At 59.1% G+C, this 17,041-nt stretch carries 13 protein-coding genes and 1 pseudogene; 4 read left to right on the forward strand and 10 right to left on the reverse strand.

The annotated features are described in order from the left end of the window. Positions 1 to 118 precede the first annotated feature (118 nt). The 4 genes from DKB71_RS18665 to DKB71_RS18680 all read right to left on the reverse strand — a co-directional run bounded on the left by DKB71_RS18665 (position 119) and on the right by DKB71_RS18680 (position 6,792). Entirely contained in the window at positions 119 to 2,509 is a 2,391-nt protein-coding gene (locus DKB71_RS18665; protein ID WP_408596493.1) for an efflux RND transporter permease subunit, read from the reverse strand. Positions 2,510 to 2,512: 3 nt separating this feature from the next. Beyond that, positions 2,513 to 3,469 carry a YCF48-related protein gene (locus tag DKB71_RS18670; RefSeq protein ID WP_408596495.1) on the reverse strand — a complete coding sequence of 319 codons (957 nt, stop codon included), beginning with the start codon at positions 3,467 to 3,469 and terminating at the stop codon, positions 2,513 to 2,515. 69 nt (positions 3,470 to 3,538) lie between these two features. Beyond that, the gene (locus DKB71_RS18675; protein ID WP_408596497.1) at positions 3,539 to 4,894 is read right to left on the reverse strand and encodes a DUF1329 domain-containing protein; all 1,356 of its coding nucleotides are present in this window, start codon (positions 4,892 to 4,894) and stop codon (positions 3,539 to 3,541) included. Between the two features lie 23 nt (positions 4,895 to 4,917). Continuing rightward, positions 4,918 to 6,792, reverse strand: a complete 1,875-nt coding sequence (locus DKB71_RS18680; protein ID WP_408596499.1) for a DUF1302 domain-containing protein — start codon at positions 6,790 to 6,792, stop codon at positions 4,918 to 4,920. Positions 6,793 to 7,055: 263 nt separating this feature from the next. On the opposite strand from DKB71_RS18680, the gene DKB71_RS18685 reads away from it, so the two are divergent. Beyond that, positions 7,056 to 8,108 carry an AraC family transcriptional regulator gene (locus DKB71_RS18685; RefSeq protein WP_408596501.1) on the forward strand — a complete coding sequence of 351 codons (1,053 nt, stop codon included), beginning with the start codon at positions 7,056 to 7,058 and terminating at the stop codon, positions 8,106 to 8,108. Here DKB71_RS18685 and DKB71_RS18690 read toward each other — a convergent pair. The 6 genes and pseudogenes from DKB71_RS18690 to DKB71_RS18715 form a co-directional block, all read right to left on the reverse strand. Further along, on the reverse strand, positions 8,099 to 9,178 hold the full coding sequence (locus DKB71_RS18690; protein ID WP_408596503.1) for a zinc-binding dehydrogenase: 1,080 nt from the start codon (positions 9,176 to 9,178) through the stop codon (positions 8,099 to 8,101). The genes DKB71_RS18685 and DKB71_RS18690 overlap by 10 nt on opposite strands. A gap of 49 nt (positions 9,179 to 9,227) precedes the next feature. Continuing rightward, the gene (locus DKB71_RS18695) at positions 9,228 to 10,250 is read right to left on the reverse strand and encodes an NAD-dependent epimerase/dehydratase family protein (RefSeq protein ID WP_408596505.1); all 1,023 of its coding nucleotides are present in this window, start codon (positions 10,248 to 10,250) and stop codon (positions 9,228 to 9,230) included. Between the two features lie 58 nt (positions 10,251 to 10,308). Further along, entirely contained in the window at positions 10,309 to 10,827 is a 519-nt protein-coding gene (locus DKB71_RS18700) for a 2,4'-dihydroxyacetophenone dioxygenase family protein (RefSeq protein ID WP_408596507.1), read from the reverse strand. Positions 10,828 to 10,952: 125 nt separating this feature from the next. Next, positions 10,953 to 11,357 (reverse strand): DUF1214 domain-containing protein, encoded by a 405-nt coding sequence (locus DKB71_RS18705; RefSeq protein ID WP_408596509.1) that lies wholly within the window; start codon positions 11,355 to 11,357, stop codon positions 10,953 to 10,955. 78 nt (positions 11,358 to 11,435) lie between these two features. Then, positions 11,436 to 11,576 (reverse strand): hypothetical protein, encoded by a 141-nt coding sequence (locus tag DKB71_RS18710; protein ID WP_408596511.1) that lies wholly within the window; start codon positions 11,574 to 11,576, stop codon positions 11,436 to 11,438. 88 nt (positions 11,577 to 11,664) lie between these two features. Further along, positions 11,665 to 12,420 (reverse strand): annotated as a pseudogene (locus tag DKB71_RS18715) (transporter). 292 nt (positions 12,421 to 12,712) lie between these two features. Here DKB71_RS18715 and DKB71_RS18720 point away from each other — a divergent pair. From DKB71_RS18720 to DKB71_RS18730, 3 genes are all read left to right on the forward strand, one after another. Beyond that, on the forward strand, positions 12,713 to 14,743 hold the full coding sequence (locus DKB71_RS18720) for an alkyl/aryl-sulfatase (protein ID WP_408596513.1): 2,031 nt from the start codon (positions 12,713 to 12,715) through the stop codon (positions 14,741 to 14,743). Between the two features lie 130 nt (positions 14,744 to 14,873). Continuing rightward, on the forward strand, positions 14,874 to 15,539 hold the full coding sequence (locus DKB71_RS18725; RefSeq protein WP_408596515.1) for a DUF3313 family protein: 666 nt from the start codon (positions 14,874 to 14,876) through the stop codon (positions 15,537 to 15,539). Between the two features lie 157 nt (positions 15,540 to 15,696). Then, positions 15,697 to 16,992, forward strand: coding sequence for an OmpP1/FadL family transporter (locus DKB71_RS18730; protein WP_408596517.1), 1,296 nt, complete (start codon positions 15,697 to 15,699; stop codon positions 16,990 to 16,992). Positions 16,993 to 17,041 lie beyond the last annotated feature (49 nt).

Raw genomic sequence — 17,041 nt, forward strand, 5'->3', positions numbered from 1 at the left:
ATAAAAAGACCCGGCTCAACAATAAGCCGGGTATCTCGGCAATAACTCCGACAAGCGTCGATAGCTTCCGTGTAGCCCGACCCGCCAGCGCGCGGCAGCTCGGTTCTTCGTTTTTTTTTCAGCGGTTGCGGGCCTTCCCTTTCGGCAGTAGCCAGGCGGCCAGTGCCGGCAACAACAGGATGGCGCCGAGCATGTTGACCAGGAACATGAAGGCCAGGAGGATGCCCATGTCGGCCTGGAACTTGAGGTTTGAAAAGGCCCAGGTGGCGATCGACAACGTCATGGTCACGGCGGTGAACACCGACGCCGTACCGCGTTGCTTTAGCGCTTCAACGAAGGCTTCGCGCAGCGTAATACCGCCGTCATCCATCTCATGCTTGATCCGCTCGAACAGGTAGATGCCGTAGTCCACGCCGACGCCCACGCCCAATGCCACCACCGGCAAGGTGTTGACCTTGACGCCGATGCCCAGCAACGCCATCAGCGCGTTACACAGCACCGTGACCAGCGCCAGCGGAATGATCACGCAGAGGGTGATGCGCAGGGAACGGAACATCCACAGGCACAGCAGCGTCACCGACGCGAACAGCGCAACGTTGACCAGCCTGTCGCCGGCATGCACCACCTCGTTGGTCGCCGCCATGACCCCGACGTTGCCCGAGGCCAGTTCAAACGTGACCTGATCGTTGTCATAGGCCGCCTTGAACGCCTTGATCCTGTTCATCAGGTTGCTGATGGTGTCGGCCTGGTGATCCTTGGTGTAGATCGACACCGGGATCGCATTGCAGGCACTGTTCATGTACTCGGTGCCGACCCGTGTGGCGAAACCCACACCCTGGGCGATTTGCGCGGTCGGCTCGGGCAGTACTCGCCATTTCAGGTCGGTTTCCGCATAGGCCTGGGTGATGTTGCCGACAAAACCGGCGAGGCTGCGCACCGAAGACACGCCGTCATCCTGACGCAGGTACAGCTCCAGTTCGTTGATCGGATCCAGCACCTCGCGTTTGACGCAGGGCGTCTCGTCGCCCTGAGCCTTAACGATCACCTGCAACAGGTCGACGCCGATGGCGAAGTCACGGGTGATGGTTGCCACGTCCTGGTTGTAGCGCGAATCCGGGCGCAGTTCCGGCACGCCGGCGCCAATGTCGCCGACATGCAGGTGCCGGGCTTCGATCAACCCCCACCCCAGCAACACCGCCGCACACAGCAAGGCCCACGCAGCACCGCGACGGGTGGCCAGCACACCGAGGCGCTCCCACAAGCCGGCACCCAGGGTTTCCTTGCCACGCAGCTTCTGCGCGTCGGCCGCGGACAGACGCATGAACGACAACAGGATCGGCAGCAGCATCTTGTTGGTGACGATCATCACCGACACACCGAGGGTCGCGGTGATCGCCAGTTCTCGGACCATCTCGATGTCCACCAACGCAATCACCATGAAGCCCAAGGCATTGGCCAACAACGCAACGGCACCGGGAACGAAGAGTTTCTGGAAACAATTGCGCGAGGCCGTGACGCCGTCAGCGCCATTGAGGGTTTCCAGTTTCCAGGCGTTGGTCATCTGCACGGCATGGGACACACCGATGGAGAAGATCAGGAACGGCACCAGGATCGACATCGGGTCCAGGGTCAGTTTCAGCAGCGGCAACAACCCCAGCAACCAGACCACCGGGACCATCGCGCAGATCAGCGCCCAGCCCGTCAACATCAGCGAACCGCAATACCAGTACAACAGTAGTGCACTGATCACGAAGGCGATGATGAAAAACACCAGTACGTCGGAGGCCCCTTCGGCGATGTCGCCAATGGATTTGGCGAAACCGATGATGTGAATGCTGATGCCGGCGCCCTGATTGTCCTGGCGAATTTTTTCCAGTTTGTTCGCCACGTCCTGCAGGTCCAGGCGCTTGCCGGTGATCGGGTCGGTCTCCTGCAGGTTCGCCACCACCATGGCCGACGACAGGTCATTGGAGACGATGCGCCCGACCCAGTCGGACTTCAGCGTGCGTTCGCGCACCTGGGCAATCTGCTGCGGCGTGCCGCCGTAGCTGGAGTCCACCAGGTTGCCGCCGGTAAAACCGTCTTCGACCACTTCGGTGTAACGCACATTGGAGGTGAACAGCGAGGTCACCGAACTGCGCTCCACGCCGTTGATGAAGAAGACTTCGTCCGACACCTTTCGCAGCACCGCCATGGCTTCGGGGGTGAAGATTTCTCCCTTGTCGGTTTTCACCGACACCAGCACCTTGTTGGCACCGCCGAAATCCTTCTGGTATTCGAGAAAGGTTTTCATGTACTCGTGGTGCAGCGGAATCATCTTGAAAAAGCCCGCTTCGACCTTGAGATTCGTCGCGCTGTAGCCCAGCGCCACCGTAATCAGAATGAACAGCGCCAACAAGGCTTTGCGCTGATGGAAAATCCAGTAGGACACTTTACCGACCAGGCCCCGGGCAAAGTCCTTGTGCGCCAGCTCATCGGCATTCGCCACGTATTTTTCCTGAATGCTCATGGGTTACTCCTGACGCTCGGTCGCGTTCACCGCGAGCGGCGTGACACCCCGGTCACCGACCGCGAGCAATTGTCCGTCGCCCAGCTGTATCGCCTTTGCCAGGCTGACATGGGTGGAGGGCAGCGGCTTGAAGCTGTGTCCCTGATCATCACTGGCCAGCAGCAAGCCGCTGTTGCCGAACACCAGAACGCGTCCGGACTTCAACTCGACGGCGCCATTGAAGGCGAAGGTGGTTGCCGTGTCGCGCCGGGTCCAGGTCTGGCCGCCATCGCTGGAAAGCCAAAGGTTTCCGCGCATGCCGTAGATCAGAAGATCGCCGTTGTGCAGTTGCAGGGCGCCGAACAGGCTGCCGGCATAAGGGCTCTGCATGGCCTGCCAGGTTTCGCCGCGGTCTGCAGATTTCGCCAGGGTGCCGCTCTCGCCCACCAACAGGTATTCGCCGTTGGCCAGCGGGAGGATCCGCGAGATGTGCCGGTCAAAATCGCCGTCCAGGATGGGCATACGCTCCCACGTCGCACCATTGTCCCTGGACAGCAGGTACAGACCGAACGCGCCCCAGGCGGCCATGTGCCCTTCACCCAGCACCACAACGCCCAACAGCGCGTCTCCATTGGTGTCGGCTTCGACCGTCGTCCAATGCCGGCCACCATCTTCGGTACGCAACAGCGCGCCGCCATGACCCACGACGACGCCGACCTGTGCATTGGCGAAAGCGACGCCGGAGAGCGTGCGGGTGGTTGCCGTGCGCACAGTGCTCCAGGCTTGCGCGTGCTCATCGGCGATCAAAACGACACCGCGCTCGCCAACGGCAACAAGGTGCTGGCCGTTGTCGGCGATGTTTAGCAGCAGGACATGGTTCGGGCTGATCTGGTAATCGAGTTTGGGCGGTTCGGCGCACACTGCGGTGGCCAACAGACACACGCCAACACCCGCCAACCAATCCAGGTGGCGTAAGGACATGAGAAAAATCCAGTGAGCAGGCGAGCGACCGTTGGCCGCTCGCAGCAGGTTGACGAAGGCAGATCTCGATCATTTGCCCATGCGGCGCAGCGCGTCAGGCTGGAAGTCGACGAATCGACCCTTGATCCCGAATTTCCACGGGTTCGTCTCTTCGTTGGCCAGGCCGGCGAGGTAGTAGCCGCCATTGCTCAGGTCGTGCCAGATGTTGGCGCGGTACCACGGCACTTGGGCATCATAGAACTGGATCAGCGGATGCACGCCGATGCGCCACAAGGTGCCACGGGTGTCGTAGGCGTCGCTGGCCAGTACGGTCCAGGAGTCTTCGTCCAGATACATCACACGCTTGCCATAGACGTGCTTGGCGTCAGGGCGCAGGGTGCCTTCCACGACCCACACGCGATGCAATTCATAGCGCATGAAGTCCGGGTTGGGGGTGTTGGCGGTGAGGATGTCCTTGTATTTGGCCTGCTTCGAACCGAGCTTGTAGTCGTTGTACGGCACGTACATTTCGCGCTTGCCCACAAGCTTCCACTCGAAACGATCGGGCGCACCGTTGTAGCCATCGAAGTCGTCGGTTACGCGCAGGCCTTCGGTACCGTCGTTGACGTTATCGTAGGCCAGGTCCGGCGCACGGCGCACTCGGCGTTGGCCGACGTTGTAGATCCACGCCGAACGCACTTCCTTGACCTGGTCGATCGGTTCCTGCACCAGTTGCACGGTGCCGGCCAGGGTAGCCGGGGATATGAAGCGCGCCGAGTAGTTGAGCAGGCAGTTGTCCGATGGCTTGTCCATGTTGCTATCGAATACGCGGTTTTCTTCTATGCGCAAGGCGTAGTAGTCGCCCCCGCCCCGCACCGGAAAGGAGGCGTAGGTGCGCTGCAGGCCACCGCCGAGGTAGCGCACGTTATGGTTCCAGATGGCTTCCAGGCCATTTTTCGGGATCGGGAACGGCGTGGTGGAACCATTCAGGTTATTCACGCCAAAACCGTTGAGCTCGACGTGCACCGCTTCCTGCTTGACCTTGTTGGCGACCGCCGCCGGCACCATGGCGGTCCGATGGGTCGGATAGACCGGCATCGAATAGTTCGGGTACTTGGCCAGCAACGCCTGCATGCCCGGCGTGATCTTGTCCTTGTACTGCGCCATGTTCGCGGCCGTGATGGTGAACAGGGGTTTCTCGCTGGCGAACGGGTCCACGTAGCCCTGTTCCGGGCTCCAGCCGGCCGGTGGTTGCGCCAGCCCGCCGGTGTAAGCGGGAATGGAACCGTCGGCATTACCGGCCATCTCACCACCCAGCGGCGTCAGGTCTTTGCCCAGGCGAGCGGCTTGGTCGGCAGTGATCTGGGCATGCGCCGTGCTGCTCAGGGCGAGCAGCAAGGCAGATGCCATGCCGCCCAGACGCGCGGCATGAAGAATCGTGTTCATCGGACTTACCTCTTATTGTTCTGTCAGAAGCTGTAGCTGTAATTGGCGGAGTAGAAATCGCGGTCGTGCAGCGGGTCGTATTCGGCGCTGTTGTCGAAACTCACGTAGCTGAAGTCGAGCTTGTGCTGCTTGTTGTAATCGAAGGTGATGCCCAGGGCGCTGGTGATGCGACCTTCATTGAACTGGCCATCCATCGAGACCCCGTCGACGTCCTGGCCGACGAAGGCATAAGGCGAAGCGGTGACGCTGGTGCCGAGGAAATTGTTGTAGTCCAACTGGCCGCGCAGGCGATAACCCCACGCGAAGTCGGTGACGTAACCATCGTTCTTGCAGCCGGCAGCGCTGGAATTGACCAGGCTTGGCACCGGGCTGGTACAGGTGTTGCCACCGGCGGGAATGGTCGGTGAGGAACCCATCCCATAGATGAAGCCACGACCGTAACGGCGGTCAGTGTCATCCTGGGGAATGTTGTTCCACTGGAAGCCGACTTCGGCGACCACCGTCAGGTTTTCGGCCTTGAGCACGTTGGGGAACACGTTCACGCCATTGACCTGAAACTGGGTTTTCTCATAGCGATCCCAGCCTGCGGTAAACGACTGGCTTTGCACTTTCACCAACTGCAGGAGGTCGGCCGCCGGGCCGACACCGGCCAGGGCGCCGTTGAGCAAATCCCCGCCATTGATCTGCGCAGGCTGGTTAGGCGAGTAGCTCAGTTCCGAGCCGATCGACCATCCTCCCAGGGTGGTGGTAAAGCTCAGGCCGTACAGGCGAATGTCTTCCGGGTATTCCCAGCTGGGCCCGACGAACTGGCCTTGAGCATTCTGTGCCACCGCTCCCGGTGTCCCGGCGTTGGGAAATTCCGACTGGGCTGCGCTACCGGTGCTGCGCAGGCCCAGGTACGGTGTACGTGAGTGATAGTTGAGGTAGTACAGACCCATCTCACCATCGAGAGCATCCAGCGGGAAACGAAACGCCACGCCCCACTGGCCGCTGTCGTGGGGCTCCTTGCCCTTGATCTCCGGCAAATAGGCGCCGGCGGCAATCTTCGTCGGTGACGACGGATTGGTGCCACCGAGGAAGGTGCCCAGCTGGCAATCGCCAAAGTCCTGGCCGACCGCGCTCTCGGTGACCGACCAGTAATGCCCGCAACCTTCGATGGCGGTTGCTTCGTACTTGAGCTGGTAGAACGCCTCCATGGAAATCCCGGCCGGCAGGCCGATGTTCATGTAGCCCATCCAGACGGGGATCAGGGCTTCCTTGAGTTCCGTGCCTGGCCGGCGCAACGCCGGCACGTCCAAGGGGTTTATCTGGTTAATGCCCTGGATGTAAGCGCTCTCACCCCAGTTCACCACCTGGCGACCGAGGCGCACCTGCACCGGTGTCTCATCGAAGTAGTAAGTGTTGTAGGCGTAGGCATCGAGCAGGTAGACCCCGCTGAATTTCTGCAGGTCGGCATAGCCATCGTCGTTTAGCGGCTTCTTGCGGTAGCCATTGGAGGCGCTACCGAAGTTGACGTCTTCGTCCTTGAGCGCCTCGTCATACCAACCCTTGACGCGTACCAGGCCGCCCATGTCGCCATTGCGCAGGGACAGGTCCGTGACGAACTTGGCGATGGTCGAAACGCGGTCGCCTTTGTCGTAGTTGAGGTTGCCGGCGTCGACCGAGCCTGCCGTACCACCGGACTTGCCCACCAGCGCGCCGTTGGCAGCGCTGTAGAGTGCGCTGTCCTGATTCTCCGCACGCCATTGCGAGCCCACCGACAGCGTGGTGTTCCACTCCCCCTCCCAGCCGTTCTCCAGCTGGAACGGCATGGCTTGCACGGCCCCGGCCGACGCGCAGGAAACCGCCAGCGCCAAGGGTTTTACCCATGTCCCAACCTTGCAGTTTTTATTGTGCATGCAGATCTCCGCCATCGCCCTTACCGTGCGGGGCCGGACTTGCCCCCTTGGCTGAGCGTTCTTGTTTGTTTGCGCAAGCATGCAGAGAGAGGCAGAAAAATCATTTGTCCGTTCACGTCAGAAGTTTGTCATTAGGCGTCAGCGGTCGAATTAAACTGTTCGTCCATGGAAAATGCATAGAGGATGGCAGTGCCCAATTGAAGGGATCGAACACGACCTGGCAAAGCGCCCGTTTCACAGAACAAGAGCCCAAAAAACCGAACATGACTGCGTTGATCAAAACTACCTCGCTGACCGGGTTCCCCGAGCTTGTACGAGACCTGGGCGGCAACCCCGAGAACCTGCTGCGGCAGATGCAGATCGACCCCAGGCTGCTGGACAACGGTTCGGCAGTGATTCCGTACCGGGCGATGATCAACCTGCTTGAATTAAGCGCGGAACAGCTTCAATGCATAGACTTCGGCCTGCGCCTGGCCGAGCGACAAAGCATCCAGATCCTCGGTCCGTTGGCGGTGATCGCACAAAATGCGCGCAACGTCGGCGAAGCATTGTCGGAGGTCACCCGTTTCCTGCACACCTATAGCCCTGGCGTGCAGGTGAGCCTGGACACCGAAATCGACGCCGTCCATCCGTATCTGATTTATGAGTTGCGCCTGCGTCCTGCGCCTCGCCAACGCCAGATCATCGAGCTGACGCTTGGGGTCATGTTCAAGACCTTGTTAATGCTCTACGGGCCGGGATTCCGCCCGCATTCCGTGCTATCGCGCACCGAAGCACGACTGCCGCAGAGTCGTTACCAGCGCTTCTTCGGTGCCCGCACCTATTTCGGCCAGGCGCACAATGCCCTGGTGCTGATGCCGGATTGCTTGAGCAAGCCAATCGACCAGCACAATATCCAGCTGCACGACACGATGATGGATTACGTCATCAGCATGGGCGTGGCCAATCCACTGGACATTGGCAGCCAGGTCGAAGCCTCGATCCGCCGTTTGTTGCCCACCCACCGCTGCGCCCTGCCGCTGATTGCCGAACAATTTGGCCTGCGCGAACGTTCGCTGCAACGGCGCCTGGCGGAAAGCGACCTGGTCTTTGAAGAGATGGTCGAACAGGCACGCCAGGAACTGGCAGAGCTGTACCTGGCGGAAGCGAACATGCCCATGGCACAGATTGCCGGGCTGCTGGGCTATGCCGAACAGAGTTCGTTCAACCGTGCCTGCAAGCGCTGGTACGGTGTGCCGCCGCGGGTACGCCGTACGCAACTGCGCGCCGAGTCTCAGGCCGGCGCGCACCTCAGGGCGATGACGCCTCAGTCGTAGGTGATGATTATTTTCGCGTGCTCATCGGGCTGGGCCAAGTCAGTGAAAGCACCGGTTACCTGGTTCAGCGACACGCGTCCGGTGATCATCGGCGCGCCATCGAGCGTGCCGTCAGCCAGGCCATGCAAGGTATGGGCGAACTCTTCCCCGGTGTAGCCGAAGGAAAAATGCACATTCATTTCCTTGCTGATGCCTATCAGGGGCTCGATCCGGTCGCTTTCCATGCACACTCCGACCACGATCAGGCGTGAGCGCGGCGGCGCACTCTGCAGCACCTGCTGGATCAATCCCGGAATGCCCACGCACTCGAACACTACACAAGGCTTTGGCTGCGGCCCCAGCCCCAGAAGCGCCATCGGGCCGTTGATATCGTAACCCTGGGGTGCTGCCACTTGCAGCCACGATTGATACGGCGACTGCTCGGCCGGGTTGACCACGACGTCGGCGCCCATTTTCTCTGCCAGGTCACGGCGCCCTGCGGAGAAGTCCGACGCCACGATCGGGCCGATGCCACGGGACTTCAACACTGCGATCAACGCCAGGCCGATGGGGCCGCAACCAATCACCACCGGCACTTCGCTGCCATCCAGGCGCGCACGATTCACGGCATGTGCGGCCACGGTCAACGGCTCGGTCAGCGCCGCGATGTCCGGCGGCAAATCCCCCGGTACCGGCATCAACATCTGTTCGGCCAGCACCATCTGCTCGCCATAACCACCCGGATATCGATTGGAGAAACCGATGTGGTGAAAATGCTGCGCGGTGATCACGAACGGCAATGAACACACCCGCGTCCCCACCTTCAACGTCTTGTCGCTGCCCGGCCCGTGGTCGAGGATCTCGGCACAGTATTCGTGACCGAACACCACGTCCTGTAGGGCATCGAAGTCAATCGGAATGTGTCCGCGCTTGAAGTTCGCCAGCACATGCTCGCAATGATGGAACATGTGCAAGTCCGAACCGCAGATACCGCAGGCCAGTGTCCTGACCAGCACCTCGCCCTGCCCCGGCGTGGGCGCAGCGATAGAATCCACCAGCAGTTGCTTGTCACGCATGACAACGGCTTTCATGAAAAATCCCCTATCAGATCAGGCCGCCGCAACCGGCGGCCTGCAGGTATCAGCTCAATTGCCCGACTTCACGAAGCCAGGCTTCGGAGCGACGCAATCCCTCATCAAGACTCACCTTCGGCGCGTAACCGAGCATCCGCCGAGCCTTGTCGATGGAAATACCTCCGGTGCGCGAGAACATGAACATGGTGTCGGGCGTCACTTCATCATGGCGGCGCAACAGTCGATTAACGTTCCAGATCAGCCAGGTCAGCGTCACCGCCAGCCCCAACGGCAGGCTGCGCGGTAAACCGCTGCGCCCCGCCCAATGCCAGTGATGACTGAAGAACTCGCGGCAACTGACCGACTCGCTCGAACTGACGTGGAAGATCTGTCCGACGGCCTGTGGCAATCCGGCGGCCAGCATCACGCCATCGAGCAGGTCATCGATGTACACCGGTGTCCAACGACCTTTGCCGCCATTGGGCAAGATCAGCGCGCCGGCCCTGGCCATCTTCAACGGCTCGCTGAGCCATGCCCGCGAGCCCGGGCCGTAGACGTCACCCGGCCGCACCACGGTGCAGTCGATCTCCCCCGCCGCGTGCGCCGCCAGCACCACGTGCTCGCTCGCACCTTTGGCCACGCCGTAGCGATAGTGCTCACCGATGACGACATCGCAGCGTTCGTCCGCCTGTTCGGGGTATTCCCAACCAAGGGCCGCGATAGAAGAAAACTGCACGAAGCGTCGGGCACCGCTTTCGATCGCGACGTCCAGGCAATTGCGCACACCGCGAACCGACACCTCGCGGTACTGCTTCCACGGTGCGGCCAGGGACACCACCGCAGCAGTATTGATGAACAACTCGCAACCGTGGGCATGTTCGGCCCATTGCTGCGGGCGGGTCAGGTCGCCGGCGACTACACCATTTGCCGCGTCGGCGCGCAGGTCCATACCTCGAACCTCGACCCCCAGTGCCCTATAACGACGGGCAAGGGCCTGACCGATAAAACCGCTGGCACCTGTAATGAACACCGAACGCGGCACGTCAGGCGTCTGGCCTTCGACGCCGGTTGGCATGGCAGCATGGCTCATTGAGCACTCCCCATAAATTGACCGGATTGACGCACGCCGATGCGTGCGTCGTGAGTGCTCAACCGACGGTGTAACCGGCGTTGCCGGGGCGAATGTAACGGGCCGGCTCCAGGCCACGCTCCTTCACCAGGCGATCGATGATTTGCATGATATCGGTGGCGTCCATGACGTTCACGAAGTTGCCGTCTTGGTCGAAATTGATGTTGGCGCCATAGACCACCATGAAGGTGTCAGTGGGATCAGTGTTATCAGCTGGGACCATGAAGGTATGGATCGAGCCGCCCGGTTCGTAGAGGTAGCAACCAGCCGTCTGGGGCTGATCCGGGTACTCGACGTAGTGCCACTTGCCCGACATCGTGAACAGATGAACCGGGCCCGTGTGGTAATGGCAGGGCAGGCGCACGCCAGGCTGGAAAATCACGCGCAGTGTCCAGACCCCCAGATTCGGGTCGAGATACAGCGGCTGCACATCGACGCCCGGGAAATAAGGTGCCATGGCATCTTTGTATATCGGCAGTTCGTTGGTATTGAGGCTCAGCAGTTCCTTGTGATCGAAGGACGGCACAGGCATTGGCATTATTGTTTTCCTCATGCAGGCGACAGCGGGTATGGGTTATTGCGTCCTCCCATACTGCGGCTGTTACCTGCTGAAGAATTGTCATTTCCCGTCAGGTGTTTAGCATTTGCCGCCAGGCCAACGGCTCACTCAACCCGTTCGAAATCCGGCAGCTTGAAGCTCTTGTCGTTGAGTGCCTCAGAGCCGCCATAAAAGCGCATGGCTGGTAGCGGCCGCTTCCCGGCGGTGGGAATCCAGTTGCTGTCCAGTCCGGCAGGCGCTTTGGGGCCGATGTAGATCGTGACGCTGCCGTCGGCATTTTTCTTCATGGCATCCAGATCGTACGAGGACAACGTCGTGCGATTGGTAGCGCTGTAGATGAAGGACATGGTGTCACGGTTATAAACGGTCAATGCCCAGAACTGCTTGACCGGCATCTTGGCGGGTACATCGATCTTGTAGGTCTGCCCGGCTTCGAGGGGTTTACCGTTTTTATCCGCCATGGCCATCAGGTATTGGGTGGCCGGTGAGTCGCTCAACTCTTTCGGCATATAGGTACACCAGAAGTACTCCGCCGCGCGCCCGATCAGGTCAATGCTGTCAAGGTATTCAAAAGAGAAACGCTTGTTTTAATCCTGGATGGAACTGCGCGAGCCAGGAGTTGGTTGCCCGCCCTGGGTTTCCATTCCCTCCTGGGCAAGACCGACCTCGGAGCTAGCCAACACCGCAATAGCAAGCAGGTTGATGGTGAAATTTCTGATCCTGTGCATCGTTCATACTCCCGCAATTATCCCTGATTGGCAGGTAAGCGATCACCGTCCGCTTTGGGAACATCCAACCTCTGAAGTCGCATCGTTCTCAACGTGGAAACAAAAAAGTAACGGCTGCACGGAATCCCCAGCCTTGAGGACCGTCATCCGGACTATCGAGCCAGTAACGTGGCCCGGCTTGCACCGTCAATGGATGTCCACCGATTTTCAACAGTTGGGTGACCGTCAGGTTGACCGGCACCGCCTATTCGCGTGATTGCCAGTTGTAGGTGGACTCGGTGTTCACCCCGTATGTGGTGAGGGTGCTGCTGGTGTAGGAAAGAAAGGGTTGCAGGAAAGTCTGGTTGACCTTGTCCTTGTCGTCCGGCGGACTGCCGTCCAGCCCCCAGATATGGTTGGCGAGTATCCCGTGAGTCCAGCCATTGGCTTGTTGCAGCGCAACGGCGGTCGGACCGATCCCCCACTGCTCGCTGCCGAGCAATTCATCACTGCCGGTGGGAATCAGGATTGCCGGACCAACGCCGAGTATCCAGCCACTGTCTGTGGGCTTTTTCGGCGAAAAGAAAAAGCTCTGGGTGATATCGCCGACCCCGGACTTGTCCGCTGCGCCATCGGGTGCCAGGCCGTGTTGATCGATGACGGGCAGGATGGTCCGCGAAATCAGGTTCCAGTCATCGTTGAGCGTAAATGGCAGCACCGGCTGGATGTTGGTCAGGCTACGCATGCCTTCACCGGTCGGCCCCATTTTCTGGTCCCAGTTATACTGTACCGGCAGGCTGTACATCGCCGCCACCGGGTTGAGGGCTTGTTTGGCCAGTTCTGCCGAATCCTCCGCCTGGGCCATGGGCACGACGCACAACCAAGCAGCAAATGCCGAAAAGGTGTAACTCCATTGCTCTTTTAATTCCATTGCTCATCACCTGTAGTCGACAAAATCGCAGCAAGGAATAAGCGTAGGCAACAGTGATCAATATGCAATTTTTCTTAAAGCGAGGAGCATATGCGAAACATTTTTTACGCGGCAGTTATCTGATCGAAACCGTATTACTCGAAATTTTCTCAGTTCCTACTAGTTTTAGTTGAGCTCGCTATTACCGCTTTTGGTATAGCTTTTTGCCACTAGAGGGAACTGGAAGATGACGTACGAGATACAGTCGAAGCAACTCGCCCGCACTATGGATCATTGGCGACCCTTCAAAGTAGCCGGAACCCTTTGCTCACTCTTTGCAGCCATTGCACTGGCCACCCAAGCGATTGCAGCCGATGCAGAGAAACCAAAACCCGCCTCCGAAGCCACCAAAACCGCTAATAGTGCGCTGCTCAAGGAACTGCCATTCAACGACAAGACGTCCTTCGAGCTGGCGCACAAAGGCTTCATTGCGCCTCTGCCGTCGACGGTCATCAAGGGCGCGTCGGGCAATGTGATCTGGGACCCGGCGAAATACTCCTTTATCAAGGAAGGCGCAGAAGCTCCAGACACCACCAACCCCAGCCTCTGGCGCCAGTCCCAGCTGATCAACATTTCCGGCTTGTTTGAAGTGACAGACGGCATCTACCAGGTCCGCAACTACGACCTGTCGAACATGACCATCGTCGAGGGTAAGGAGGGAATCACCATCTTCGACCCGCTGATTTCCGCCGAAACCGCCAAGGCGGCACTCAATCTCTACTATCAGCATCGCCCGAAAAAGCCCGTCGTGGCGGTGATCTACACCCACAGCCACGTTGACCACTACGGTGGTGTGCGAGGCGTAATCAATGAAGAAGATGTGAAAGCCGGCAAGGTGAAGGTTTATGCCCCCCTTGGATTCATTGAGCATGCGGTAGCCGAAAACGTCATGGCCGGTACGGCCATGAGTCGTCGTGCCAGCTACATGTACGGAAACCTGCTGCCGCCCACCCCGACCGGTCAGTTGGGCGCAGGCCTGGGCACCACGACTTCGGCGGGTTCGGTGACGCTGATTCCGCCTACGGACATCATCAAGGAGACCGGCGAAACCCGTGTCATTGACGGCCTGACCTACCAGTTCCTGTATGCGCCTGGTAGTGAAGCGCCTGCCGAGATGCTCTATTACATCAAGGAAAAGAAAGCGCTCAACACCGCCGAAGATTCCACCCACACCCTACACAACACCTACTCGCTGCGCGGCGCGAAGATTCGCGAACCGCTGCCATGGTCGAAGTATCTCAATGAGGCGCTCAAACTGTGGGGCGATGATGTCCAGGTTATGTATGCCATGCACCACTGGCCGGTCTGGGGCAACAAGGAAGTGCGCGAGCAACTGTCTTCCCAGCGCGACATGTACCGCTACATCAACGACGAAACCCTGCGGATGATCAACAAGGGTTACACCATGGTCGAGATCGCCGAGCAGTTCAAACTGCCCAAGGAGATCGCCAACAAATTCTCCAACCGTGGCTACTACGGTTCGGTAAACCACAACGTCAAAGCTACCTACGTATTGTACATGGGCTGGTTTACCGGTAATCCGGCCACCTTGAACGAACTGCCACCGGAGGAAGGCGGCAAGCATTACGTCGATATGATGGGCGGCGAAGAAGCGGTGCTCAAGAAAGCCAAGGAGTATTTCGACAAGGGTGAGTTCCGCTGGGTCGCCGAAGTCGTCAACCACGTGGTCTTCGCCAACCCGAGCAACCAGGCGGCGAAGAATCTGCAAGCGGATGCCCTGGAGCAAATGGGTTACCAGGCCGAAAGCGGGCCATGGCGCAACTTCTATCTCACCGGCGCCAAGGAACTGCGCGAAGGCGTGATGAAGCTGCCGACACCCGACACTGCCAGCCCGGATACGGTTCGGGCCATGGATCTGGACTTGTTCTTTGACTTCCTGGCCATGCGCTTGAACGGACCAAAAGCCGAAGGCAAGCGTCTATCGCTCAACTTCGATTTCACCGACCTCAAACAGAAATACTCGGTGGAGATGGAGAATGGCGTGCTCAACCACACCGAAGGTGTTGAAGCAAAAGATGCCGATGCGAAGGTGACCCTGACCCGCGACACGCTGAACAAGATCGTGCTGAAAGAGACGTCATTGAAAGATGCGCTGGCCTCGGGGGATATCAAGATAGACGGGGCGCAAGGCAAGCTGGAAGAGCTGGTGTCCTATATGGATAACTTCGATTTCTGGTTCAACATCGTGACGCCATAACGGATCAATTTAAGGGGTTGTACCGCCCATAGAACACGTTCTCAGAAAACGGCAGCGCTTGAAAAGCTGCCGTCATTCTGACTTGCCGACGACGCTTCTTTTGGCCTTCACAGATCCCTCTGGAGCTTTTATGCAGATGAAATCGTTCGCAGCATGTGTATTGACCCTGGCGCTAGCGGGTTGTGCCAGTCCCTACGTCGATCCTGAGCAGTACTCAGGCTTTTTGAAGGACTACAGCGTTCTGAAAGAGGAGAAATCACCATCCGGTGCGGATGTCATGCGCTGGATTGACCCGAAGGTGGACGTGAGTCGGTTTACCAGCGTTTACGTCGAACGTAGCCAGTTGTACCCCCAACCACAAGCGACCGAGAAAATCCCGCAGAGCAGCCTTAATGGCATTACGCAGTATTACGATCAGGCCTTGAAAAATGCGTTTGCCAGGGAGCTTCCGCTGGCTACCGGCCCGGGGCCGGGAGTATTGGTTGTGCGTCCGGCCATTACGGCCGTCAGTGCCAAAACCAAGGGGCTGCGTCCCTACGAAATTATCCCGATCGCTTTGGTCGCTGCCGGCGTCAGTGCGGCGACCGGCATCCGCGACCAGGACACAAGCCTGGCCACTGAAGCCGCGTTTCTCGATGGTGGCGACAACAAGGTAGTTGCCAAAATGGTTCGCAAAGGCGCCGGTACTGATCTGGAAAACTCTTCAGAAGTCGTGCAAGCCAAAGATTTCAAGGCGGTGCTCGATATCTGGGCGCAAGACATCGTCAATTCATACAAGCAACTCAAAACGAAGTAGTGCCTGTTCGACCAACAGGTTTGTCTTGTGCAACTGCCCGCTACCTGTGAGGCGGTCAGAACAAGCAAGTGCAGCACTGTTGGTCGTTTCCCGCCAGGAGCTTTACGAGTTCGGGGATCTCCCCCTTATTGCCTGACGGTTTCGCAGAGGACGCGTAATGTATCGAAACAACCAGACACGCCGGTTTCACTTATCTGCCTTGGCTCTCGGTTTGAGTCTGTTCACTGGTAATGCCTGTGCCGGTGGAATCCTGATCTACGAAGCGGGACAGGAAGGTAACGGCCTGGCCAACGCGGGAGCCGCTGCGCTGGCGACAGACCCCAGCGTACTGATGAGCAACCCGGCAGGTCTCACGGAATTGTCGGGCACCCAGATCAGCGCCAATGCGCAGGTCATTCTTGGCGATCTCAGCTTCTCTCGCGACAGCCACAACCAGTTTGACGGCAATGAAGGCGGGAACGCACTGCAATACTTGCCTGGGGCCAGTTTTTTTATCAGCCACCAGATTGATGAACGCTCGGCCATCGGCTTCGGCATGTACGGCAACTTCGGCCTGGCGCTGGATTACGACGATGACTGGGCTGGCCGCTATTTCAACCAGGAGGCGGCAATCATCGGGGTATCCTTCCAGCCGACGCTGGCGCACAAGTTCACCGACGACCTGTCCATCGGCATTGGCCCACGCATCATGTACGCCTATTACCGCAACGAAACAGCGATCAACAACAACCTGTTGGGGTTGCGAGACAGTCCCGATGGCCAGCTTGAATACAAGGACACCGATGTCGGTGCAGGGATTAACTTCGGGTTGCTCTATCGACTGAGCGAACGCACACAGATTGGTCTTGCTTATACCAGCAAGATCGACCTGGAGTTCAAAGACAGCCCCAGCGTGCGCAAGGTCGACAACCCGATCATCAACGCCGCATTGCGTCGTCTGGATGTCGACTCTCTGGAGCTGGACATGTCGGTGCCACAGACTGTGCTGCTGAGCATCGCGCACGATCTCGACCCGCAATGGAAGTTGCTGGGCAGCCTCGGCTGGCAGGACTGGAGCGAGTTTGGCGACATTGGTGTAGAGGTCGACGCCAATGCCGCCGACGTCAACCGTACCGCCGATCGCCAATACAAAGACACCTGGCATGCCTCCCTCGGGGCGCAATACCAAGCGAGCTCAAAGCTGCGCTGGAGCATGGGCCTTGGCTACGACAGTTCAGCGGTGGACGACAAGGATCGCACCGTCGACAACCCCATGGGGGACGCCTGGCGCCTGGCCACCGGGATCAACTACAAGGTCGATGAGGGACTGGACCTGCATGCGGCCTACACCCTGGTCTGGATGGGTGACATGGACGTCGAACAAACCAAATCACGCTCGGGAGACACACTGTCAGGCACCTATCGCAATTCGGCCCTGCACATCATTGGCGGTGGAGCCACCTGGCGCTTCTGACATCCCGGACGCTCTAACCCGGGGCTAGAGCGTGGGCACATCGTCCGAT

Source organism: Pseudomonas sp. PLMAX, assembly GCF_046042685.1.
In the GTDB taxonomy this organism is placed as follows: Bacteria; Pseudomonadota; Gammaproteobacteria; order Pseudomonadales; family Pseudomonadaceae; genus Aquipseudomonas; species Aquipseudomonas putida_AE.